At 58.8% G+C, this 20,742-nt stretch carries 18 protein-coding genes; 10 read left to right on the top strand and 8 right to left on the bottom strand.

Features of this window, described 5'->3' with window-relative positions; all coding sequences use genetic code 11:
- Positions 1-4 precede the first annotated feature (4 nt).
- Complete coding sequence (locus GSF67_RS16160) at positions 5-2,527, bottom strand: hypothetical protein (protein WP_006316513.1); 2,523 nt, start codon at positions 2,525-2,527, stop codon at positions 5-7.
- Between the two features lie 194 nt (positions 2,528-2,721).
- Between GSF67_RS16160 and GSF67_RS16155 the strand changes: the two genes are divergently transcribed.
- Both GSF67_RS16155 and GSF67_RS26265 read left to right on the top strand, forming a co-directional pair.
- Positions 2,722-4,002: an ABC transporter substrate-binding protein gene (locus tag GSF67_RS16155; protein ID WP_006316511.1), complete on the top strand. Its 1,281-nt coding sequence runs from the start codon at positions 2,722-2,724 to the stop codon at positions 4,000-4,002.
- A 214-nt stretch (positions 4,003-4,216) separates the two neighbouring features.
- Entirely contained in the window at positions 4,217-6,199 is a 1,983-nt protein-coding gene (locus GSF67_RS26265; protein WP_035216879.1) for a phosphatase PAP2 family protein, read from the top strand.
- A 56-nt stretch (positions 6,200-6,255) separates the two neighbouring features.
- Here the strand turns inward: GSF67_RS26265 and GSF67_RS16145 are convergent, their stop codons facing one another.
- Positions 6,256-7,008 carry an SDR family oxidoreductase gene (locus GSF67_RS16145; protein WP_006316507.1) on the bottom strand — a complete coding sequence of 251 codons (753 nt, stop codon included), beginning with the start codon at positions 7,006-7,008 and terminating at the stop codon, positions 6,256-6,258.
- A gap of 93 nt (positions 7,009-7,101) precedes the next feature.
- Here GSF67_RS16145 and GSF67_RS16140 point away from each other — a divergent pair, with 93 nt between their 5' ends.
- Positions 7,102-8,031, top strand: a complete 930-nt coding sequence (locus tag GSF67_RS16140) for an AraC family transcriptional regulator (RefSeq protein ID WP_006316504.1) — start codon at positions 7,102-7,104, stop codon at positions 8,029-8,031.
- 133 nt (positions 8,032-8,164) lie between these two features.
- Here GSF67_RS16140 and GSF67_RS16135 read toward each other — a convergent pair whose 3' ends face one another.
- Positions 8,165-9,298, bottom strand: coding sequence for an ROK family transcriptional regulator (locus GSF67_RS16135; RefSeq protein WP_128822086.1), 1,134 nt, complete (start codon positions 9,296-9,298; stop codon positions 8,165-8,167).
- A 283-nt stretch (positions 9,299-9,581) separates the two neighbouring features.
- Here GSF67_RS16135 and GSF67_RS16130 point away from each other — a divergent pair, with 283 nt between their 5' ends.
- The 4 genes from GSF67_RS16130 to GSF67_RS16115 all read left to right on the top strand — a co-directional run bounded on the left by GSF67_RS16130 (position 9,582) and on the right by GSF67_RS16115 (position 14,497).
- Positions 9,582-10,574, top strand: coding sequence for an ABC transporter substrate-binding protein (locus tag GSF67_RS16130; protein WP_006316500.1), 993 nt, complete (start codon positions 9,582-9,584; stop codon positions 10,572-10,574).
- Positions 10,575-10,691: 117 nt separating this feature from the next.
- On the top strand, positions 10,692-11,777 hold the full coding sequence (locus GSF67_RS16125; protein ID WP_006316499.1) for an ABC transporter ATP-binding protein: 1,086 nt from the start codon (positions 10,692-10,694) through the stop codon (positions 11,775-11,777).
- Positions 11,774-13,459, top strand: coding sequence for an iron ABC transporter permease (locus tag GSF67_RS16120; protein ID WP_006316497.1), 1,686 nt, complete (start codon positions 11,774-11,776; stop codon positions 13,457-13,459). The genes GSF67_RS16125 and GSF67_RS16120 overlap by 4 nt, the downstream gene beginning before the upstream one ends.
- A gap of 81 nt (positions 13,460-13,540) precedes the next feature.
- Positions 13,541-14,497, top strand: a complete 957-nt coding sequence (locus tag GSF67_RS16115; protein WP_006316496.1) for a hypothetical protein — start codon at positions 13,541-13,543, stop codon at positions 14,495-14,497.
- A gap of 190 nt (positions 14,498-14,687) precedes the next feature.
- Here the strand turns inward: GSF67_RS16115 and GSF67_RS16110 are convergent, their stop codons facing one another.
- From GSF67_RS16110 to GSF67_RS16095, 4 genes are all read right to left on the bottom strand, one after another.
- On the bottom strand, positions 14,688-15,251 hold the full coding sequence (locus GSF67_RS16110) for a flavin reductase family protein (RefSeq protein WP_006316495.1): 564 nt from the start codon (positions 15,249-15,251) through the stop codon (positions 14,688-14,690).
- 11 nt (positions 15,252-15,262) lie between these two features.
- Positions 15,263-15,598: a ferredoxin FdxA gene (gene fdxA / locus GSF67_RS16105; RefSeq protein WP_006316494.1), complete on the bottom strand. Its 336-nt coding sequence runs from the start codon at positions 15,596-15,598 to the stop codon at positions 15,263-15,265.
- A gap of 104 nt (positions 15,599-15,702) precedes the next feature.
- Positions 15,703-16,302 carry a superoxide dismutase gene (locus GSF67_RS16100; RefSeq protein WP_006316493.1) on the bottom strand — a complete coding sequence of 200 codons (600 nt, stop codon included), beginning with the start codon at positions 16,300-16,302 and terminating at the stop codon, positions 15,703-15,705.
- Between the two features lie 164 nt (positions 16,303-16,466).
- Positions 16,467-17,036 carry a TetR/AcrR family transcriptional regulator gene (locus GSF67_RS16095; RefSeq protein ID WP_006316492.1) on the bottom strand — a complete coding sequence of 190 codons (570 nt, stop codon included), beginning with the start codon at positions 17,034-17,036 and terminating at the stop codon, positions 16,467-16,469.
- 46 nt (positions 17,037-17,082) lie between these two features.
- Between GSF67_RS16095 and GSF67_RS16090 the strand changes: the two genes are divergently transcribed.
- Positions 17,083-17,610, top strand: coding sequence for a dihydrofolate reductase family protein (locus GSF67_RS16090; RefSeq protein WP_006316491.1), 528 nt, complete (start codon positions 17,083-17,085; stop codon positions 17,608-17,610).
- A gap of 87 nt (positions 17,611-17,697) precedes the next feature.
- Here GSF67_RS16090 and GSF67_RS16085 read toward each other — a convergent pair whose 3' ends face one another.
- Positions 17,698-18,765: a linear amide C-N hydrolase gene (locus tag GSF67_RS16085; protein ID WP_006316490.1), complete on the bottom strand. Its 1,068-nt coding sequence runs from the start codon at positions 18,763-18,765 to the stop codon at positions 17,698-17,700.
- Positions 18,766-18,903: 138 nt separating this feature from the next.
- Here GSF67_RS16085 and GSF67_RS16080 point away from each other — a divergent pair, with 138 nt between their 5' ends.
- Complete coding sequence (locus tag GSF67_RS16080) at positions 18,904-19,704, top strand: hypothetical protein (RefSeq protein WP_006316488.1); 801 nt, start codon at positions 18,904-18,906, stop codon at positions 19,702-19,704.
- Positions 19,705-19,782: 78 nt separating this feature from the next.
- Positions 19,783-20,733 (top strand): bile acid:sodium symporter family protein, encoded by a 951-nt coding sequence (locus GSF67_RS16075; protein ID WP_006316486.1) that lies wholly within the window; start codon positions 19,783-19,785, stop codon positions 20,731-20,733.
- The last annotated feature ends 9 nt before the right edge of the window (positions 20,734-20,742 follow it).

The following is a 20,742-nucleotide window of genomic DNA, read 5'->3' as shown; positions in this document are numbered from 1 at the left end:
CCGCTTAGGAGTAAAAGGGGCGTGCCGCGCTGTCCGAGGTGGGATCGGCGCTGTCGAAGGTGATTTTCGGTTGCGGTTGGTCATGGTCAAAGGCCATGGCCTGTCCGCCGATGGTGAAGCTGCCGTCCCAGCTGAGAGTGAGTTCCGGCCCGCCCGGCGGCGTGACCGAGAGCAGTCGGCTTTCGGCATTAAAGGTGACCTGTGTGGCGAGGATTTTCTCGCGGAAGCCGGCGAAGGCCTGCCCGTCGCCGCAGCCAATGACGCCGATCCAGCCGGCCCGGCGTCCGGGCGATCTGATCTCGCGGTTGGCAGTGGCGCCAGAGGTGACGGGTTCAAGTCCGTTCGTGGCGTAAAGCGCCGCGAAACCGCGGCCCGAACGGGTGATGAGCCAGTTGCCCTGCATCACTACCTCGTCCAGCCCGTCGCGGCCGAGATAGGCATGGGTCCAGTCATTGCGGTGATCCCCGGTATCGAAAATCAGCATTGCGATATCGCGATGCTGCGCCACACGCGGCAGGATGCCGCTTCCCGCCCAATAGGAAGGGCGCTGCGTGCCCCATGGATCGTCTTCACCGGGATGATTGACCCAGAGCCGCGCCATCGGATGGCCGGCAAGCTTGATGTCCATGACATGCTGCTGGTGGCCCTTGCGGCCGGTCTTGTGGTCGACAACGGTGGAAAGCTGGGCGGCCTCGTTCTTGAACAGCACAAGCTTGCCGGGCTCCAGCCCCTGCGCATACCGCGCCTCGACCATGCGGCCGGTTTCCAGCTGGGAGAGGGCGGCAAGATGCGCCGGCGGCAGGTAGTCGCCGCAGCAGAACATCGGTAGCGAGGCGACGCCGTTGTTGAGCCAGCCCTTGCCGAAGGCGACCTCGGCAAAGGGCGCCAGCTCCGTCAGCGGTCCCGCGCGCAACTCCTTGTTATAGGCTCGCCCTTGAGAACCCGAGGGAACGCCGCCGAGTGTATGCAGCGCGATCATTTCGAAAATGAGATCAAGTTGGTGGCGCGCGCGGGCGGCAAGTTCCGGCCCCGCCCAATGTTCGATGGCCAGCAGGCCAATGAAATCCACGGGGTAATAGGCGGCCGAATTCCACTCCGCGAGGCCATGCGCCTCGACGCTGTCGAACCAGCGCCCCAGCCGGTCCGCCGCCAGCGCCGCCTGTTCGCGTCCGGTACGGCCAGAGGCGGTGAAGGTGGCGTCTGGCAGATAGTCGCCGGCGAGCAACTGGCTGGTATGGAAGCAGAGGACGTGGTTTTCGCTCCAGAACCACATGACGTCATTGCCCGGCTCGTCCACCCAGTAGCGATAGCCGAGGATCGAGGCATCGATGCGCGCCCGCATATCCGCCGGCAGCCGGTCACCATAGGCGCGCACCAGCCAGAGCAGCGGGATCATGATGAAGTCGGAGCAGTCTTCGCGCCGGTCGATGGAGTGCAGCGTCGCGTCAACGATGCCACCGATCGTCTTGATGTCATCGCTGCCGGTCGCGACCATGGCGAGCGCGCGGCCGATGCGCCAGGCGCCGAAACGGGCGCTGAAGAAGAGGGCCGCCTTTTTTCGCGCGCTTATGTCGCCAGCGGACGCTTCCGGCGCGATATCGCGCATGAAGGCGGCGTCGATGACGCGGGTGACGGTGCCGGCTCCCGATCCGAGGGTGATCCTGACGCCGTGATACCCGTCGGCAATGCCAATCGTCTCGGGGATCGTCAGCGAGGATTGCCCGGCCTTCAGTACGGTCTCGACATCGGCGAGTGCGGCGCGCTCATGGCCATGGCTTTTGACTGCGATATGCACCGGCAGGTCGCTCGTGGGTGCCGCGCCGAAGACAAGCTCGAGGGCGCTGCCGGAAAATACGTCGCGGGCGAGGTGCACGTCACGCACCAGTGCGGCCAGACGTTTCGTCTCCTCGCGATTGAGAGGGACCGGCAGCACCACGGTCAGCGGCACGGCATCGATGACCTCAAGCTCGAAGAACCAGATGATGTCGCGCTCCGCAAGATCTTCGCAGAGCAGCAGCACCTCATTGTCGCCGGCCGCCAGATCAAGTGTGATATCGCGGCTGCTTTCGACATTACGGATGAAGGGTTCGAAGCGCAGCTGTTCGACGCCGTTCACCCAGATGCGCACGCCGCCGCAGGTGCGAAGCCGCAAATGCGCCTGCCTTGCCGCATCGCTGCGGAAGGTGCCTTTCAGCCAGCGCTGCACATGGGTGGGAACATGCCAGAAGCCGGTAAATTCAACGCGGCGGTTGGAACCCGGCAGGTTGAGATGTGATACCGGCCAGTCCGTATCAGGCTTGATGTCACGGCCGATCATGGTCTGCTGGAAAGCCTTGCGGCAGGGCAGGTCACCCACATCAACGAAACCGTTGATGAAGCGGTAATTGACCCGATCCTCTGCCGGTGCCGGCGTGCCCGGAAACGATGTCTCCACCAGATCCGAGACGATCCATGCCGTCACCGTCTCGCCGTTGGCGACGCTATAGGTCGGCTGCGAGGCGCTCGCCGCTAATGCTGCATCCGTCATATGGATCGCCTCCCGTCGACCGATAATGAAATTATTTTCACAAACCGAACTTCGCTTTTCCGCGTCGATTTGTGCGAATTACGCAAAACAAACAGCTTGACGTTTATTCTGTCAAGCCGCAAAACATTATAAATCGAATTTGGCAGAGGAGCTTTTGTTCGATTTGTGAAAATGTTTTCATTGGGAGGATGAGCATGATGAAATTGTTTTCGGGGGTCAGCGCCCTTGTATTAGCCTCCGTCGCCAGTCTGGCAGCTGCCCAGGCCGAGACCCGCACGATCACGTTTCTTTTTACGGATGACGATCAGGGCTACGTGCAGCGCATGGCCGCGCTCAGCAAGGAGTTCGAGGCAGCCAATCCCGATGTGAAGATCAATTTTGTATCGTCGGGTTATGACGCGGTTTCCAAGCAGCTGCCGGTGCAGCTGGCGGTGGGCGAGGGCCCTGATATCGCCAAGATCACCGACTGGCAGCTGGCGCCCTACTATCTCGACATGCGGCCTTACATGAAGGATGCGGAAGCCTTCGCGAAACTGCACGGTGCAAGCCTCGACCAGCTACGCCTGCCCAATGTCAACGATCCGAAGTCGATCAACGGCTATATGGCGTCGCAGACGCTGAATCTACCCTTCGTCAACAAGACGCTGTTTGAGCAGGCCGGCGAACCCTTGCCCGGCCCGACCGCGAAATTCAGCGAGATCGTCGAGGCATCCGCCCGTGTCGCCAAGGCGACGGGCGTGCAGATCCCCTTCACCATGGACCGTTCCGGCCACCGTTTTTCCGGCGGCGCATTCTCCTATGGCTCGACCTATGTGAAGGACGGCAAGTTCAGCTTCCCTGACGACGCGGCGAAGAAATATATCGCTGATCTCTTTTCATGGACGCAGAACGGCAGCTTCCCCAAGGAAATGTGGGGTGCCGCCGGTGGTTCGCAGTACAAGAACATGGGTGACGAGTTCGTCAACGGCAATGTCGTGACCTATCTGGCTGGCAACTGGATGGTCAATCCGTTCCAGAACAAGATCGGCGATACCTTCGAGTGGACCGCGATCAATGCCCCCTGCGGCGATGCCGGCTGCTACGCCATGCCAGGCGGCACCGCGATCGTCGGTTTCAAGCGCACCAAATATCCTGAGGATGTGGCCCATTTCATCGAATTCCTCGGCTCCGAGAAGGTGCAGCGGGAAATTGCTGAAAACTACGTCATCTTGACGGGTGCGGAGATCGCCGACCCGCAATACAAGCTGAAAAGCGAAAACGCCAAGGCGGCGATGCAGGTCTTCCTCGACAACAAGAAGAACGTGCCGCAGGCCGCCCGCGAATTCGAGCGCGCCAAGGGCGGCAGCGCCATGTATCAGCAGATCGTGCAGCGCATGAGCCAGTTGATCGTCGGCGAACTGACGCTCGACCAGACCTACAAGGTTCTGGAAGACGATGTCGCCAAGATCAACGAGGCCGTTACGGTCAAGAAATAATCGGCAATTATCCGGCATTGCCGGAAGAATGCAGCCATCGAAGACCATGCCCGGAGCCAGCCTCCGGGCATATCCATCCCCTCCTTGCGAGCGGATATCGCTGCCTCGATCAGCCCAATCGAAAAACTGAAATAAGCGCCGTTTAAACCTGGTGACGAGGCGCGCGGAAAACCGCGTCGCCTGCTTTCGTTCGCTTAAAATCATAGGATTCGTCATGGCCAAATTGAATATGTTGTCTTTTCCGTCTGCGCGCTCGACCATGCTTGCCTCGGCCGCATTGCTGCTTTTTGTTCAAGGCGCTGCGGCATTCGATAGCAACGGGCCGGCGGGCAAGGGTTATGCCATCGCGGTTCCGGAGCCTGTCGCGTCCTATCCGCTGCCGCTTGTCGACAATTACCGCAACCAGACGGGCAAGAATGCCAAAGTCGAGGACGTTCGCGCCTATGACGACCGGGACAATCCGATCATCGAAATCCTCTCCGGTTTCAACCGCATCTGGACCCTCGGCGATGAAAAATGGGCCGATGGCGGCGCCAATGGTGATGGTCCGGCGGATTTCAGCCATGTGAAGATCGTCGATCCCGCCGTCTGGCAGGAAAACATGCGTTACGTGCTGTCCGTAACCGGCGACAACCGCACCCGCGCGGCTGCCTTCGAAGCCTATATGAACGACCGCCGCTCGCAGGGTTACAGCGTCATCGACGGCATGGGCCCGCTTGCCGACTGGTATCGCGAAGGGGCGGGTGCGACGACGACGATCAATCATACGCTTGCCGATTTCGACCCGAACGAGGTCATCACCCGCAAGGAAGACGACAAGGGCACCGAGGCCGGTGCGGCGGATAGCGAGCTGAAGGATTTCGTCGCTTTCATGAAGGTAATCCGTGGCCCTGAGGGTACGACATCGCCGGCGAAATATTTCTATTCCACACCAAGGCCCTGGCGCATGAATGACAAGGGTGAGGTGATCGAGACCGGCAAGGAAACGATTGGCGACCGCTCATTCGAAAGCTACGACAGCGACCCTGGTGTCATCGTGCCGGCGCTGAAATATGCCCGCGAAAATCGCGGCCGCGCCAAGGATGGCGGTTTTCCGAGCGGGCACACCAATGCCGCCTATCTCGCCGCCATCGCTTATGCCTATGCTGTGCCGGAGCGTTTTTCCGAATTGCTGACGGCGGCTTCCGAACTCGGTGAAAGCCGCATCGTCGCCGGCATGCATTCGCCACTCGACGTGATCGGCGGCCGCATCACCGCCACCGCCATGGCCGCCGCCATGTTACAGGACCCGAAAAATGCCGAGGTGAAGAAGGTCGGGCATGATGCCGTGCAGGCTTATTTCGCCAAGCGCCTGCCGCAGGGCCAGTCCCTCATCGATTTTGCCCATGGTGCAAAGCCTGACGTCGACCGCTTTGCCGATGCGGCGAAGAACGGTGCTGATTATCGCCGGCGCATGACCTTTTCCTTCAGTCGCGACAAGGCAGCAGGTGACGCGCCGATGGTGGTGCCGAAGGGGGCCGAGGTTCTGTTGGAAACACGACTTCCCTATTTAAATGCCGCAGAGCGGCGTGCCGTACTGTTCTCCACCGGCATCGAGGCCGGTTATCCGCTACTCGATGACAGCAATGGCTGGGGCCGGATCAATCTCGTTGCCGCTGCCGGTGGTTATGGCGCGTTTAACGGCGATGTCGAGGTGACGATGGATGCCGCCGCCGGCGGTTTTAATGCCGCGGACCGCTGGACGAACGATATTGCCGGGGCAGGGCGTCTCGTCAAAGCCGGCAGTGGCGCGCTGACGCTTAGCGGTGACAACAGCTACAGCGGTGGCACCATCGTCAAGGACGGAACGCTGGTGGCGTCCTCCGCCGATGCGCTCGGAACCGGCGGTGTGCTGGTGAGCGGCGGCACGCTTTCGCTTGGCGGAGAGAAGGGCGTCGTCATCGGCGGCGATTATCAGCAGTCGGGTGGCACGCTGGCGCTCGATCCGCAAAAGGCGCCGCTGCACGTCAAGGGCAATGTGGTGCTGGAGGGCGCGACGCTGAAGCTCACCTTCGATGGCACCGCACCGGCGGCGGGCACGCGGCTCGACGTGATTTCCGCCAACGGCTTGATCGGTACATTCGCCACGATCGATGCGGGCAATGTGAAGGTGCGGCCGGTCTATACCGGCTCGGCACTGTCGGTGGTGGTCGAATAAGCCGACGCAAAATATGGTTGGGCGCGGCTTACGCAGCCGCGCCGGTCCTCTGAACTTCAGTTTTTCTGGGCCAGAGCAACGGCGTCCGCGCCTGCTGGAAAGTGGAGCTGCCCCGACGTGTCATGCACCGCGCCCCAAACCGCTTCGGCAACATCGGTTTCACGGGTCGTCAAAGCCGGTGTGGCAAAAGCCTCGAGAACTGGCCTTGCAAAGGCCGCGTAATCATCGGGAAGCAGCTGCTCCAGTGGCAGGATGGCGTTGTTCGTGAAACCGGTTGTCGGGGCATAACCTGGCTCTACCAGCTTCACACCGATGTTGAAATGAGCCAGTTCATGCACGAGGGAACCGGTAAAACCCTCGATTGCCTGCTTGCTGGCGGTATAAGCGGCGGCAAGCGGGAAGGAAGCAAGCGTAACAGTGGACGTGACGTTGATGATCGTGCCGGACTGGCGCTTTCTCATCTGTGGAATGACAGCCTGCGTCATAGCCATCACACCAAAGCTGTTGGTGTCGAAGATCGTGCGGATTGCCGACATCGGCGTTGCCTCAAAAGCGCCGACCATACCGATGCCGGCATTGTTCACCAAAACGTCGATCGGGCCGGCGGCCTCGATCGCCGCTGCAATGCTCGAATCGTCCGTCACATCCAGCGGCAGCACGCGCAGCCGGCCGGTATCGCCGGTGAAGCAGGCAGCACCCGGGCGACGCATGGTCGCAATAACGTTCCAGCCGCGTGCGAGGAACAGTTCGGCGATCGCTTTGCCATAACCCGACGACGTGCCGGTAATGAGGATGGTGGTGTTGGTCATCTTAAATCTCCGTTGTTGATGCGCAGGAGATAGACGGTCGGCATTGGATGATATATGCTCAAACGGCTATTATTTATTATTGATCGTCCAATCATGGATCCTCTCAGCGATATCGTCGACCTTTTGCGACCCAGCGCCGCCGTCTCCAAGCCGATTTCCGGCCGGGGTCAATGGGGCGTGCGTTATCGCGCCTACGATGCGCCGGGTTTTGCCGTTGTGCTTTCCGGTGTGGCCTGGGTCATGATCGACGGTCGGGAACCGCTGCGGTTAGCGCGCGGTGATTTCCTTCTTTTGCCCTCCACGCCTGCCTTCTCGTTTTGCAGCGATATCGACGTCGAATGTATTCCGGTCGAGCCGCAGGGCCAGGCGGTGCGGCATGGGGAACAGGACGGTGAGCCTGATTTTGTCGCGCTGGGCGGAAGCTTTATGTTCGAGCGGGTCAATTCGGCGCTTCTCCTGTCTTTGATGCCGGATTTGATCCATGTGCCGGCGGGTGAGGGCGGAGCCTCCCGCCTGGCGCGCCTGATCGAGTTGCTGTCGGAAGAATGCGCGCGCGAGGATGCAGGCAAAGAGTTGATCATCAGGCGCATGCTGGAGGTTCTGCTGGTTGAAGTGCTGCGTCGGCCAAACGCGGGCAGCGAGGCAATTCCGGCGGGGCTGGTGAAGGGGATGCGGCTGCCCGGGCTTGCCCGCGCCTTGTCCGCCGTGCACGCCAATATCCGCGCGAACTGGACCGTGGCCGAGCTGGCCGGTATAGCCGGCATGTCGCGTTCGGCTTTCGCAGCGCGGTTTAATGAAATGCTCGGCTGCGCGCCGATCGAATATCTGGCCCGCTGGCGGATGGCGCTTGCCAGAGACGCGCTCATGCGCGGTGTAAAGTCCCTCGATCATATCGCGGAGGAAATCGGTTATGAATCCGCAAGCGCATTCAGCACCGCTTTCCGCAAAAGAAACGGTGTCGCTCCGGGAATCTTTGCCCGCGCAAATGGGGACAGACGCCGGCAGCAGGTAGGTTTTCTCTAGCAGTTGCCTGTCATAGCGATGAAGGCACCCGGATTATCGTAAGGGAGGGCGGAACAGGCGCGTTCGCTCCACAGGTGCAGACAGCCGGCAACTTAATCCGTTACTGGGTAGGAAGGCTGCCGCCTAACAGCGACTAAGCCCATCCCTTCAGCGCGCGGCCGGAATAATAGCTCGGCGTTGTGGCGCGGTAGATCGGTATGCTGGCGGCGCCGAGATGGGGTAGGTCACTCATCATCGATTTGCGTATTTCCGGGGGCTCGACGAAAAAATCCTCGCCCAGCATTTCCAGCGAACCGATGCGCTGCACGATATGTTCAAGAATCCAGTCGGGGAGCGATCCGCCAAAAATGATCGCACCGGGGTCGATCGTTCGGGCAACGGTCAGTGCGAGCAAGCGAAGCTGGTCCGTTGCCCTTTCAAGCCAGGCAACCACGGCCGGATGATCCGAATAGCTTTCATCGATATCCTTCAAACGCCTGATATCCATGCCATGAACGGCCAGCGTGTCGCAAAGGTCCTGTCCCGAAGGACGCGGATGGGATTTTGGAAACAGACCGCCAAACTCACCCGCATTGCCGTTCGTCCCGCGATAGAGATGGCGCTGCACCACCACCGCACCGCCTATGCCGTAAGTCAGCCAGATCATCGCAAAATTGCGGATGCTTCGGCCTGCGCCGTAATACAGCTCCGAGAGAATAACGGTATTGCCGTCATTTTCGTGAAAGACCGGAAAGTCGAAATAGGGCTGGAAGTCCTTGTCGACATCGATGTCATGCCAGCTCTCGAATTGCCTGATGCGGAAGACATGGCCACGGTCTCGTTTGAAGTGGCCCGGAAAGCTGATGCCACAGCCAAGCACATCCTTTTTTTTGACCTTTGCTTTTTCAAGCACCTGGCGTGCGGCGGCCTTCGCCGTCTCCATGATGTGCTCGAAGCTGTAGTCTTCCAGGTCAGACCTGACTTCGTGCCGTATCGTGCCATTGAGATCTGCGATGCAGACCCGCAAGTCATCTGGATTAAAGTAGACCCCGAGTGTGAAAAGGCCGTTCGGATTGATCTCGATGGCGGTAGACGGTTTACCGCGCTTGCCGTCATTGCGTGCTTCCTCAGCCTCGACGACGAGGCCGGATTCAAGAAGGCTGGATGTCAGACGCGTGAGCGTCGGTGCCGACACGTCCATCTCGCGCGCCAGCTCGATACGGGACATGCTACCCTTGCCGCGCAAAATCTCGAGCAGACGCCGTTCATTGTAGCCGAGGTCGATCAAGCCATTCTCCCGCGAGACGTTACGTTGGATTGAATAACGCAAACGACGCGATTGTACAGCAAATTTCCCGGTCTGGGTTGAGGGGGGATGCTGTAAATTTATCAGAATACCTTTGTTTATCAGAGCGATAGCTCATTTTAATTTTTGTAACGAATTCGCGCTTGACTTATTAATTTACGTAAAGAAAATAAATGGCAGACAACGAGCTGTGACGACAAAAAACAGTAAAAAATTAAGTCGCGGGACATCGTGTGTCAGGGAACAAAAAAACGGAGCACCCTTTATGCGTCAATCTTGCACTATTTTCGCGCGCCTTGTTGCCGGCGCAACCTTCCTTGCCAGTGCGGCTTTCGCCCACGCGGAAGGCACCGTCGTGGTCTATTCGGCAGCGCCGCAGCAGCTCATGGATGAGTTGTTACCGCTGTTTGAAAAGAAGACCGGCACCAAGGTCGAGCTTGTCAAAGCCGGGTCCGGCGAGCTGATGAACCGCATCAAGGCGGAAACCGGCAAAGCGGCGGGCGACGTGATCTGGAGCGTTGATGGTACTGTCATCGACTTTTCCGCCGACCTCTTCGAACCTTACAAGCCTGTCGAGGCAGCATCGATCAACCCTGCCTTTTCGCCGAGCACCAACTGGGTTCCCTTTACCGCAGTCGTTACGGCCTTCATCGTCAACAAGGAAGCTCTGAAAGGCGCGCCGGTTCCGACATCCTGGGCCGATCTTGCCAAGCCTGAATATAAGGGCCTGATTTCCTCGGCCCGTGCCGATCAGTCCGGCTCCGCCTATATCCAGATGGCAACGGTTTTGCAGGATTTCGACAGTGAGGAGAAGGGCTGGGAGGTCTATACCGGCATTCTCGGCAACTCCGTTCTGTCCACATCGTCAGGCGCGGTTCCGCGTTTCGTCAATGATGGCGAGCAGGCGGTAGGCATTACGCTCGAAGACGCCGCGCTGCGCTACAAGCTGGGCAGCGCCCCTGTAGAGATCGTTTATCCGAAAGAAGGCACGGCAATCGCGCCTGACGGCATGGCGCTCGTCAAGGGCGGGCCCAATTCTGAAAACGGCAAGGCCTTCATCGATTTCATCGTTTCCAAGGAAGCGCAGGAAGTCGTGGTGAAAGCCGGTCGTCGCTCCGTCAGAACCGACGTTCCGGCCAATGCGGCCCTCGTGCCGCTCTCCGATGTTCCGGATGCAAAATATGACTTCAAGTGGGCTGCGGACAACCGCTCCCGCCTGATGGAAAAGTGGAACGAGATCCTGCTCGACGTCCAGTAACATCAACGCCGGGGGCGGTGCGTCAGGCAGCCGTCCCCCGCTTGCCTCGTTCACATCAGCATTTTCGTTCCGTCCACCGTGGTCACGTGCCGCGCAGGATATGTCGTGGAGCAGCACATGGCCGCCGTAGAAATTACCAGCATCAAGAAAAGTTACCGGGATGTCGTTGCTCTCTCCGACATCAATATCTCCATTCCATCAGGATCGTTTTTCACGCTTCTTGGACCGAGCGGTTGTGGCAAGACCACGCTTCTGCGCACGATTGCCGGGTTTCACCAGCAGGACAGCGGCAGCATCAGCATCGAAAGACAGGCGATCGAACATGTGCCTGCCCACAAGCGCGATGTCGGCATGGTGTTTCAGGATTACGCGGTCTTTCCGCATATTTCGGTATTCGACAACATTGCCTTCGGTCTGAAACAGCGCAAGGCATCTTCAGCCGAGATCCGCGAACGGGTCGGCAAGATTCTTGATGTCGTGCAGCTTGCGCCCTATGCCAAGCGTATGCCTCACGAACTCTCCGGCGGCCAGCAGCAGCGTGTGGGTCTGGCGCGCGCACTCGTCATCAACCCCAAAGTCCTGTTGATGGACGAACCACTGTCCAACCTCGACGCCAAACTTCGGGTCGATTTGCGGCGGGAACTGCGTGAAATCCAGCAGGCCATGAACATCACCACCGTTTATGTCACCCATGATCAGGAAGAGGCGCTTGCCATGTCCGATCTGGTTTGCGTGATGTATGGCGGCGTCATTCAGCAGGCTGCACCGCCGTGGGAAGTCTATAACAATCCCGCCAACCGCTTTGTTGCGTCCTTCGTGGGAGCCAACAATTTCCTGACGCTCGACCGCACGGGTGGGCAGACATCCATTTCCGGCCTCAAGGTGCCGCTGCCGCAGGCGGATGCGATTTCCAAGGACCGGAAGATCGTCGCTGCGATCCGCCCGGAGGTGATTTCTGTTGGTCCTTCCATAGGCAATGGTGATGAGCGCATCGAACTGCCCGTGACCATACGGCAGGTCAGCTTCACTGGTCGTGAGATGAACGTCGCTGCCGTGCTCTCGTCGGGTGAGGAAATCGAGGCGATCACCAAGCCATCGCCGGAGATCATCGCGCTTCAGCCAAACCAGAAAACGACTTTCTCTTGGTTTGCGGGCGATACGCAATTGTTCGGTGACGGTGTAACCGGGGAGCGCCTGTCATGACGGATATGGCTGCGACTGCAACGACCGGCGGTTTCCGCCCGCGACTGCCGGGTTTCTGGACAAGCGTGACGGTGTTCGCCGTCATCCTGCTGGCGATCTTTCTGATCCTGCCGATTTTCAGCGTGTTCTTTATCAGTTTCTTCGATGCCAAAACCGGTGCATTCGGTTTAAGCAATTATGCGGAAGTGTTCACACGGCGGTTTTATACCGTCGCACTCTGGAATACGCTTCTCATCGGTGTGCTGGGCATGCTAGGCGCCTGCCTTCTCGGCATTCCGCTTGCCTTTTGTACGTCCCGCTATCGCATCAAGGGGCGCACTTTCATTGCCACCTTCGCGGTACTGGTCCTGTGCGCACCGCCGTTCATCGGTGCCTATGCCTGGATCATGCTATTCGGTGCCAATGGCGCTGTCACCAATCTCCTGTCCTTCGCCGGCATTTCCCTGCCGACGATCTACGGGATCCCGGGCATCGTGATGGTCTTCAGCCTGAAGTTCTTCCCCTACATTTATCTAATGACGGAAAATGCGCTGAACACCATCAACAAGTCCTATGAGGATGCGGCGGAAAACCTCGGCTGCACAGCGTTCCAGCGTTTCCGCAAGATCACCCTGCCGCTGGTCTTTCCGGCCGTCAGTACCGGCGCGATCATCTGCTTCGTGTTGTCCATCGCCGACTTCGGAACGCCTGCAATCCTCGGCAAGGGCATCCGAACGCTTTCGACCATCGCCTATGCGCAATACACCTCCGAAATGGCTGGTACGCCTACCATGGCCGTGACGATTTCGATGGTGATGATCGCGATTTCCATGGCGGCACTTCTGTTGCAGCGGCACATTCTTGCCAAGCGCCGTTACGCCAGTTCGCTGACCAACCGGCCGGTCAAGCAGTCCCTGCGCCCGCTGAAATCGTTCATCGTCCACGGCTTCTGCTATCTGGTGGTGTTCATCGCCATGCTGCCGTCGCTCACGGTGATCTACACTTCGTTTCTTGCGACCAGTGGCCCGGTTTTCACCGGGGGCTTCGGGTTGGACAGTTATGCCCGCATTCTTCGGGATTCACCGCAAGCGATTGCCAACAGTTTCACGTTTGCGCTGGCCGCCGTCGTGCTTATTGCCATCGTCTCCGGCCTGCTGTCCTTCATCGTCGTTCGACGCGACAATGCCGTCTCCGGTTCGCTGGATCTGCTGTTGATGGTGCCCTATCTCATTCCCGGTGTCGTCATGGCGATCGGTTATGTCACGACGTTCCGTTATCCGCCCTTTGATATCACCGGCACGGCGCTCATCATCATCCTTCTGGTGTTTATCCGCCGGCTGCCCTATGGCGTCCGCTCGACGACATCGATCCTTAGGCAGATCAAGCCGTCCATTGAGGAGGCCGCGGTCAATCTCGGCGCTTCGCCGGCAAAGACGTTCGTGTCGGTGACGGTGCCGCTGATGCTGCCCGGCCTCATCATCGGTTCGCTGATGAGCTTCATCACCGCCATCAACGAACTATCCTCGACGCTGATCCTCTACACTGCACGAACGATCACCATGCCAGTCCTGATCTATATTCAGGTGATCGATGGGGAATTCGGCACGGCGGCGGCGCTGTCCACCCTGCTTCTGGTCAGTACCGGGGTCTGCGTCTTCGTGGTCTTCCGTCTGTCGGAAGACAAGGAAGCCTCCTTCGTCTGACCGCTTGAAACCCTCATGAAAGACTAAAGCAGCGGCGACCAGCGTGTCGCCGCCTGCTCCCCTCTGCAAGGAAACAATACGATGAATATCGCGAGCTTTTCGCAATCGAAATACAAGAATGCCGCGACGCCGGGGGACGATGTGGCAATTCTTCTTCCCGGACGGGTTCTCGCCGTTTTCGACGGTGCGACCGACCCGACCGGCGCGAATTATGGCGGGCTGAGTTCCGGCCGCATCGCAGCCCTTGCCGCCGCAAATGCAGTGGCGGAGATGAGCATCCAGGGTATTTTGCAAAATTGCGAGGCGGCCGCGCTGTTCCAGACCATCAGCGATATCCTGAAAAAGGAAGCCGAACGCATCAATGCCAGCCATCCACCATCCACCACGCTCGCCATCGTTGCCGATATGGGTGACAGCTTTCGGCTGCTTCTGGCTGGCGATTCAGGTATTCGGATCAATGGAGACAGGCTCCTGCAACATTCCAAGCTCATCGATCGGGTCAGCACGTCGGCGCGCATCCACGTCTTTAAACAGCTATTCGCGTTACTTGGGGATGGTGATGCAGCGGAGGCGAAAACCCGCGCCACAATATTTTCCGGCCTTCGAGCCGCGGTCAAAGCCGGGATCATGAGTGGGGCGGACGCGGAAAAAGTGGTCATAACAGCCGCGGCCGCAAGTGGCCTTCAAAACGAGATCGAAGCCGTCGAAGAGTTTCTGATGGGCGGCATTCGTGTTCAGCCACATTATGCAAACAGGCAAGGCCATGTATTGGGATACGCCTCGATCAATGGCGGGATAGTGATGGAGGAGGGGACGGTTGACCTGTCGCTCGCCAAGGACACGGTCAACAGCCTGGAAATCTTTACTGACGGCTATCTCTCACTGCCCACCGGGATCGACGTCGTTGACTGGGAAGCCGAATTCGCCCGCGTTGAAGGGGCGGATTTTCACAAGCTCAACGAGTACCCGTCGGTGAAGGGGTCAACATCGAGCGAATTCAGCGATGACAGGACGGTGGTATGCCTGAAGGCACGGTGAAGAGAGGTCGGTGCAGACAGGTATTTCGACGCTGTTGGTCTTCCGAAGCGACTGCCGCGAAAATATCTTAGCTGACTGCCGGTGCGGGTAGTCAGCTATTGCCGCCGTTCGAAATGTCCGGCCCGCCCTTTGAACGCGAAAAAAAGACGCTGCGGATCTGAGATCGTCGGAGAGAAAATCTCTAGTTGAGCTAACGACTTGCCTCCGCGCCTTTATAGTTGCGTTCACTCCAGAGCAGGACTTCGCGCAACGGATCGGACGTCGCTTCAACGATGGCGCCGACGAAGAGGATGTGGTCGGCGGCATCGATGGAGCCGACGAGTTCGCAATCCAAGGAGAGCATTGCCTCGGTAAGCCTTGGACTTCCGGAGGGCCACACATCCCAGCGGCCGACGGCAAACCGGTCCGGCAGGTTTCCTTTTCCGGCAAACACGTCGGCGATCTCCTCCTGCCCTCTGGACAGGGCCGCGACGGAAAATCGCCGGCTTGCGGCGATAAGATCGACCATGCGGCTGCTGGCATCGATGGAGATCATCAGAAGCGGCGGTTCGGCGCTGAGCGGCATGAAGGATGTGATCGTACGTCCGATCCGCTCGCCCGCATGGGAGGCCGTGGCCACGGCCACCGTGAAAGCGAGGCCCGCCATGGCGTCCTTGAATTCACGCGGCGAGATCGTCGGAGAGGTGGAGGTTTTCAGCGGAATGTGCGCGTGATTGACCACACCGCCATCGATCAGCCTGAGATTATGAGACATGCAGCGCCGGGCTAACCGCCCGCTCCCGGGTTCTTCGAAAAAATGGAAAACTTGGCCGCAGCACCGTTCATGGTATCGGCATTGTCAGGCGGCGTTCTTTTCTGGTGCACGCGCGGCCAGATGCCCGAATAGTGGCGGTTGAGGTCGAGCCAGATATGCAGCCCGGCCTCGGTATCCGGCCTGATCGCTGCAGCCGGACATTCGCGCTCGCAGATGCCGCAGTCGATACATTGATCGGGATGAATGACGAGCATGTTCTCGCCTTCATAAAAGCACTCGACCGGGCAGACTTCCACGCAGTCCATGTATTTGCAGGCGATGCAGTTTTCGGTGACGACAAAGGGCATGGGGATGCTCGAAAGGAGTTGCAGCCGGACAGCGGCTGTCCGGCTGCGCCCGACCCGGCCGGCGGCCAAGGGCAGCGGGACCGGCCGGGTCGGTGGGGCTCAAATCAGAGGCGGGCGGCCACTGCCTGCCAGTTCACCAGATTGTCGAGGAAGTTCTCCACATAGGCCGGACGCTTGTTGCGGAAATCGATGTAATAGCTGTGTTCCCACACATCGCAGCCGAGAAGCGCCTTCTGGCCGAAGCACAGCGGGTTGACGCCGTTTTCCGTGCGGGTGATCTTCAGTGTGCCATCGGTATCCACCACCAGCCATGCCCAGCCCGAACCGAACTGCGAGGCGCCGGCGAGGGCGAAATTCTGCTTGAACAGCGCCACCGAGCCGAAAGACTGCGTCAACGCATCTTCCAGCGGGCTAGGGATCGCGTGGTTTTGTGGCCCCATGATCTCCCAGAAGAGATTGTGGTTCCAGTGCTGGGAGGCATTGTTGAATATGCCGGACTGCGCGACCGCACCTTTTTCATAGGTGCCGCGGACGATGTCCTCGAGGCTGCTTTTTTCCCATTCGGTACCCGTGATCGCCTTGTTGAGATTATCGACATAGGCCTTGTGGTGGAGATCGTGATGGAACTTCAGCGTCTCCTCGGACATGCCCGAAGGGGCGAGCGCATCATGGGCATAGGGGAGGTCTGGAAGCTGGAAAGCCATGGGGTATTCCTTTGTCACTGTTTGCTCAAGAGCATGGAAAAAGCCTTGCGAAAACAAGGTGACAACACTACTAGAACCTCAATCACGGTTGAGGTCAAGCGGTTTTTTGGGGGATAAATCCACGAGCTGGCGGGCTTATGAAATATGCGCCACGATGGCGCAGATTATCGCTCGTCGACGTTCACCGCGGCGACCCATTCTTCGAGTGCCCTGCGAATTGCAGACTCCGCATCTTCCCCGCGGACGAACGCCCACCACGTATGTGCGCCTTGCCACGCGGCGGCCATCTGCCACCCGAGCCGCTCCGCTCTCTCCTTGTCGCTGGCAAGACGGCGGCCAAGCGCGTGGGCGAGGGTGTGTCCCCAGAGGGCTCCTCTTGCCCGCAGCTTCGGATTGCGAATATCTTCCCTGAGCAGCAGCAGCCCGTCACTGGCGTTCTGCTCTGCGGATTGAGGCGACATGAGGCGCATGAGAAGGGATATGGCCCCCTGCGGCGTTAATGGCTCCTCCTCATCGGCCGTTTCCGTTTCCGCCTGCAGCCTGTCCCAGGCGCGCAAAAGCACGGTTTCGACAAGGTCTTCGCGCTTGCCGTAACGCTGCACCAGGGTTGCCGCAGATAGGCCGCAGGCCTTTGCGGCTGCGGCAAAAGTCAGCCCGTCGGGGCCTGTCTGCAGCATGAGGGGCAGCAGGGCATCCAGCACCTGATCATCTGAAATCGACTTGTGTCTTGGCATGACTTATATATAAACGTATATTCATTTATAAATCAAGGAGGATAATATGGCGGCCATTCGCGGATATATCGCGGCGAGCCTGGACGGGCGGATCGTTTCTGGAGACGGCTCTCTCGACTGGCTCTTCAAATATGATGACATGGACCTCGGCGAACACGATTACCGGCTTTTCCTGAAGGGAATTCGAACCGTCGTCATGGGGCGGGCGACCTATGATTTCATCGCCAGTGAACCGTCGCCCTGGGCTTATGGAGATCAGCGCGTCATCGTCGTCACGTCGCGGCCGATCGAGGCGCCCAAGGGAGCTCTGGAGGTGCGCAGCGATGTAGCGTCGTTGATCGAGGAGTTGCGCTCTCTCGATGACGGCGATGTCTGGATGATGGGCGGCGGAAAGCTGCAAATGGCCTTTCTGGAGCGCGGTGCACTGGATGAAATCGAGATTTACGTCATCCCGGAAATTCTCGGCTCAGGCGAACCTCTTTTTCCTCTCACCGGCCATCGGGCCAGTCCCACTCTCGTCAGCGCAACGGTAATCGAAAAGGGCTGTGTTCGATTGCACTACCGCTTCTCGTGATGCTCTTCAGGTTCATGATGTTCGAGGGAAGGCAAGGAATGGTGGACCTCGCCAACTGCTCCCTGCCTTACTGCACGATTTGCGCCCTCAAAGCCCGAGAAACTTGAAAGGCTTGGTGTCCTTCAGGCTCTCATTCGCCATGCCTGAATAGATGTGGATCTGATTGGCGCCCAGGTCGAGTTTCTTCACCGTACCGGTCTCTTTCGAAAGGTCGAGTTTTGTCATGTCAATCCAGAAGACATTCGGCGTCAGTGCGGATTCAAAGAAATAGAGCTTGCGTTTGTGGTCTATGACCGTGCGCCATCGGGTAGAGGAAATATTCGGCTGGTCCGGCGTGGTGATGCCGTAGGGAACCGAAACATTGCGGATGACGCTGAAGACGCTGGCGATGGCTTCGACCGGATTTTCGCTTTTGGGAATGGCGTTTGCGTAAAAGGATGCACGCACGAAACGATCGGAGGCGCGGTTCGTCCCTGGCAGCATCACGGTGCCGCCAATCTGGGTCCAATAGGCGTTCAGCGCCAGCTGCTCGTCGAAGGTCGGTGAATTGGTCATGACCTGGTACTGACGCCCATGATGGATGACCTGCTTGCCATCGATATATTCGACGATCGCGCTATCGCCACTCGCATCGGAAAGCGAGAGATGCAAGGTTGCCAGGCGCTCTTCGCCCGGCACGCTGTCGGTCACGATGGTGAACGGGTTTTTCTCAAGGACGCGGACGGCCTCTTCCACCGTCGCGAAATTGTCGAGCACATATTGCGCCCACGCGGCGATGGATAGACCGGGCGACTTTCCGTCATAATCGGGATAGCTCGACTCGACCAGCCAGAGGACATTGGCCGCAAGGCCCGCCTCGTTCATGCCATCAGTCGTGGAAACATCATAACCCGATGCGATGACGCTGCCATATTTCGATGTCCATTTGACGGAGTTGGGCCCGGCTTCGCCGGACCTTTCCATGCCCCGGGGAAAGACCCAGAGATTGGTTCCCACATCCGTCTTCCAGTCCATGGACCTTGCCGTCATGACCTGGTTATTCTCACCCATATAAACGAAACGCGTGCAGGCCTCGGCAGCCGATGTGGTGAGCGTCGCGATGGAAAAGATCGCAGCAGTGCAGGCGGAATAAAACGGCAGGGTCTTCGGGCGCATGGAAAGCCTCCGGTGCTCGCGGCGTAAGATACAGCGTATGATAGAAAATCGGACTTGTTGAGGGGAGTCAAATAGGTTTAGCTTCAACGATCCACCGGAGAGAAGCTATTGCTAAAATTCTCAGCTTTTGCGGCCGTTATGGCTTTTTCCGCAACCTCGGCCGCAGGCGCAGATCAAGTTGCTGCCACGCCCGCAGGAGTTAATGGTCCCGACTGGGCATTCCAGGCCACGGGATATTTGTGGGCGACGGGTTTGAACGGCAACGTATCGCCGTTCCAGCGTGCACCGACCCTTCATGTGGAAAAATCCTTTTCCGACGTCATGGACGATCTCAATTTCGGTGGGTTTCTCAATATCTGGGGCCGTTACGACCGCTTCGTCCTTTCCGGCGATATGATGTATGTCGATACCACCGACAGCAAGGCAGCCGGTCCGCTGCCCGCGCTGCAAATTCCGGGTTTGCCAACCTTGCCGGCCGGTGCTGCTATCGATGCGAATGTCGATACGCAGGAATTCATGGCGACGCTGCAGGCGGGGTACCGTATCATCGATGCAGACGGGTTTTCTCTCGACGCGCTTGCTGGCGCGCGCTTCTCGCACATTTCCAACGACGTCGCAGTCATTGCCAGCCATCCCTTGATCGGCAGCGTTTCCGCCACCCATAGGGAGAGTTTCGGCTGGGTTGACCCCGTCATCGGCGCGCGGGCCTTTTTCGGTCTCACGGGTAAGCTGTCCGTTCAGGGGCAGGTCGATATTGGCGGTTTCGGTGCGGGGTCCGATCTCACCTGGTCAGCGCTCGCGACGGTGAACTACATCTTCACGGACACATTGTCGGTCTCTGCAGGCTACAAGGTGCTCGACGTCGATTATTCACACGATGGTTATGTTTTCGATTCCCGGCTGAGCGGACCGGTCCTTGGCTTGACGTACCGGTTCTGACCCTTTGTCGCCGGAGTGACCTTGACACGGCACACTTGAAGTCTAGACGGGGTTTCGTGTTCATTGTGGGAGTAGAATATGAAAACGCTGGCGAGTCTCTCGGCATTCGTAGGCAAGACCTTTGCCATTTGGGTCATCCTGTTTGCCGTGCTCGGTTTTTTCTTTCCAGAGACCTTCAAGCAGATTGCGCCCTGGATTGTTACGCTTCTATCGATCATCATGTTCGGCATGGGGCTGACACTTTCGGTGGATGATTTCCGAGAAGTCGTTAAACGACCTTTCGACGTAACGATCGGCGTGCTTGGACAATTTCTGATCATGCCGCTCCTGGCTGTCCTCCTCACCCGCATTATTCCGATGCCACCGGAGGTCGCCGCCGGCGTCATTCTTGTCGGCTGCTGCCCGGGAGGAACGTCGTCTAATGTCATGACATACCTCTCCAAGGGCGATGTGGCTTTGTCCGTTGCCTGCACCTCCGTTACGACGCTGGCTGCGCCGCTTGTGACGCCTTTCCTCGTCTGGCTCTTCGCAAGCCAGTTCCTGCCCGTTGATGGCTGGGCCATGTTCCTGAGCATCGTCAAGGTTGTTTTGATTCCCCTTGCACTTGGTGCTGCCCTGCAGAAGCTTGTGCCCGGTATCGTCAAAGCGGCTGTCCCCGCTCTGCCCCTGGTTAGTGTTATCGGCATCGTTCTGATTGTCTCCGCCGTTGTGGGCGGGTCAAAGGCGGCAATCGCACAATCGGGCCTGATGATTTTTGCCGTGGTGGTGCTGCATAACGGCCTTGGTTACCTGCTGGGTTATCTCGCGGCAAAGGCGATGGGCCTGTCCCTTGCCAAACGCAAGGCCATAGCCATCGAGGTGGGCATGCAGAATTCAGGCCTCGGCGCTGCCCTTGCCACCGCCTATTTCTCGCCGCTCGCTGCCGTTCCCAGCGCCATTTTCAGCGTCTGGCATAATGTTTCCGGCGCAATTCTGGCAAACTGGTTTTCGGGCCGGGTAGAAGCAGGCCCCGGAAATAAAGCCGCCTGAAGCTCATAT

The organism is Agrobacterium sp. CGMCC 11546, from assembly GCF_013365515.1.
Classification (GTDB): domain Bacteria; phylum Pseudomonadota; class Alphaproteobacteria; order Rhizobiales; family Rhizobiaceae; genus Agrobacterium; species Agrobacterium fabrum.
This window is presented reverse-complemented; position numbering and strand designations above follow the sequence as displayed.

Excerpts from the sequence above, each read along its gene's own strand:
- GSF67_RS16100 (WP_006316493.1), bottom strand. The coding sequence starts at position 16,302 with ATGGCTTTCCAGCTTCCAGACCTCCCCTATGCCCATGATGCGCTCGCC.
- GSF67_RS16130 (WP_006316500.1), top strand. The coding sequence starts at position 9,582 with ATGCGTCAATCTTGCACTATTTTCGCGCGCCTTGTTGCCGGCGCAACC.
- GSF67_RS16110 (WP_006316495.1), bottom strand. The coding sequence starts at position 15,251 with ATGTCTCATAATCTCAGGCTGATCGATGGCGGTGTGGTCAATCACGCG.
- GSF67_RS16145 (WP_006316507.1), bottom strand. The coding sequence starts at position 7,008 with ATGACCAACACCACCATCCTCATTACCGGCACGTCGTCGGGTTATGGC.
- fdxA (WP_006316494.1), bottom strand. The coding sequence starts at position 15,598 with ATGCCCTTTGTCGTCACCGAAAACTGCATCGCCTGCAAATACATGGAC.
- GSF67_RS16140 (WP_006316504.1), top strand. The coding sequence starts at position 7,102 with ATGGATCCTCTCAGCGATATCGTCGACCTTTTGCGACCCAGCGCCGCC.
- GSF67_RS26265 (WP_035216879.1), top strand. The coding sequence starts at position 4,217 with ATGGCCAAATTGAATATGTTGTCTTTTCCGTCTGCGCGCTCGACCATG.
- GSF67_RS16125 (WP_006316499.1), top strand. The coding sequence starts at position 10,692 with ATGGCCGCCGTAGAAATTACCAGCATCAAGAAAAGTTACCGGGATGTC.
- GSF67_RS16085 (WP_006316490.1), bottom strand. The coding sequence starts at position 18,765 with ATGCGCCCGAAGACCCTGCCGTTTTATTCCGCCTGCACTGCTGCGATC.
- GSF67_RS16075 (WP_006316486.1), top strand. The coding sequence starts at position 19,783 with ATGAAAACGCTGGCGAGTCTCTCGGCATTCGTAGGCAAGACCTTTGCC.
- GSF67_RS16115 (WP_006316496.1), top strand. The coding sequence starts at position 13,541 with ATGAATATCGCGAGCTTTTCGCAATCGAAATACAAGAATGCCGCGACG.
- GSF67_RS16160 (WP_006316513.1), bottom strand. The coding sequence starts at position 2,527 with ATGACGGATGCAGCATTAGCGGCGAGCGCCTCGCAGCCGACCTATAGC.
- GSF67_RS16080 (WP_006316488.1), top strand. The coding sequence starts at position 18,904 with ATGGCTTTTTCCGCAACCTCGGCCGCAGGCGCAGATCAAGTTGCTGCC.
- GSF67_RS16155 (WP_006316511.1), top strand. The coding sequence starts at position 2,722 with ATGATGAAATTGTTTTCGGGGGTCAGCGCCCTTGTATTAGCCTCCGTC.
- GSF67_RS16090 (WP_006316491.1), top strand. The coding sequence starts at position 17,083 with ATGGCGGCCATTCGCGGATATATCGCGGCGAGCCTGGACGGGCGGATC.
- GSF67_RS16120 (WP_006316497.1), top strand. The coding sequence starts at position 11,774 with ATGACGGATATGGCTGCGACTGCAACGACCGGCGGTTTCCGCCCGCGA.
- GSF67_RS16095 (WP_006316492.1), bottom strand. The coding sequence starts at position 17,036 with ATGCCAAGACACAAGTCGATTTCAGATGATCAGGTGCTGGATGCCCTG.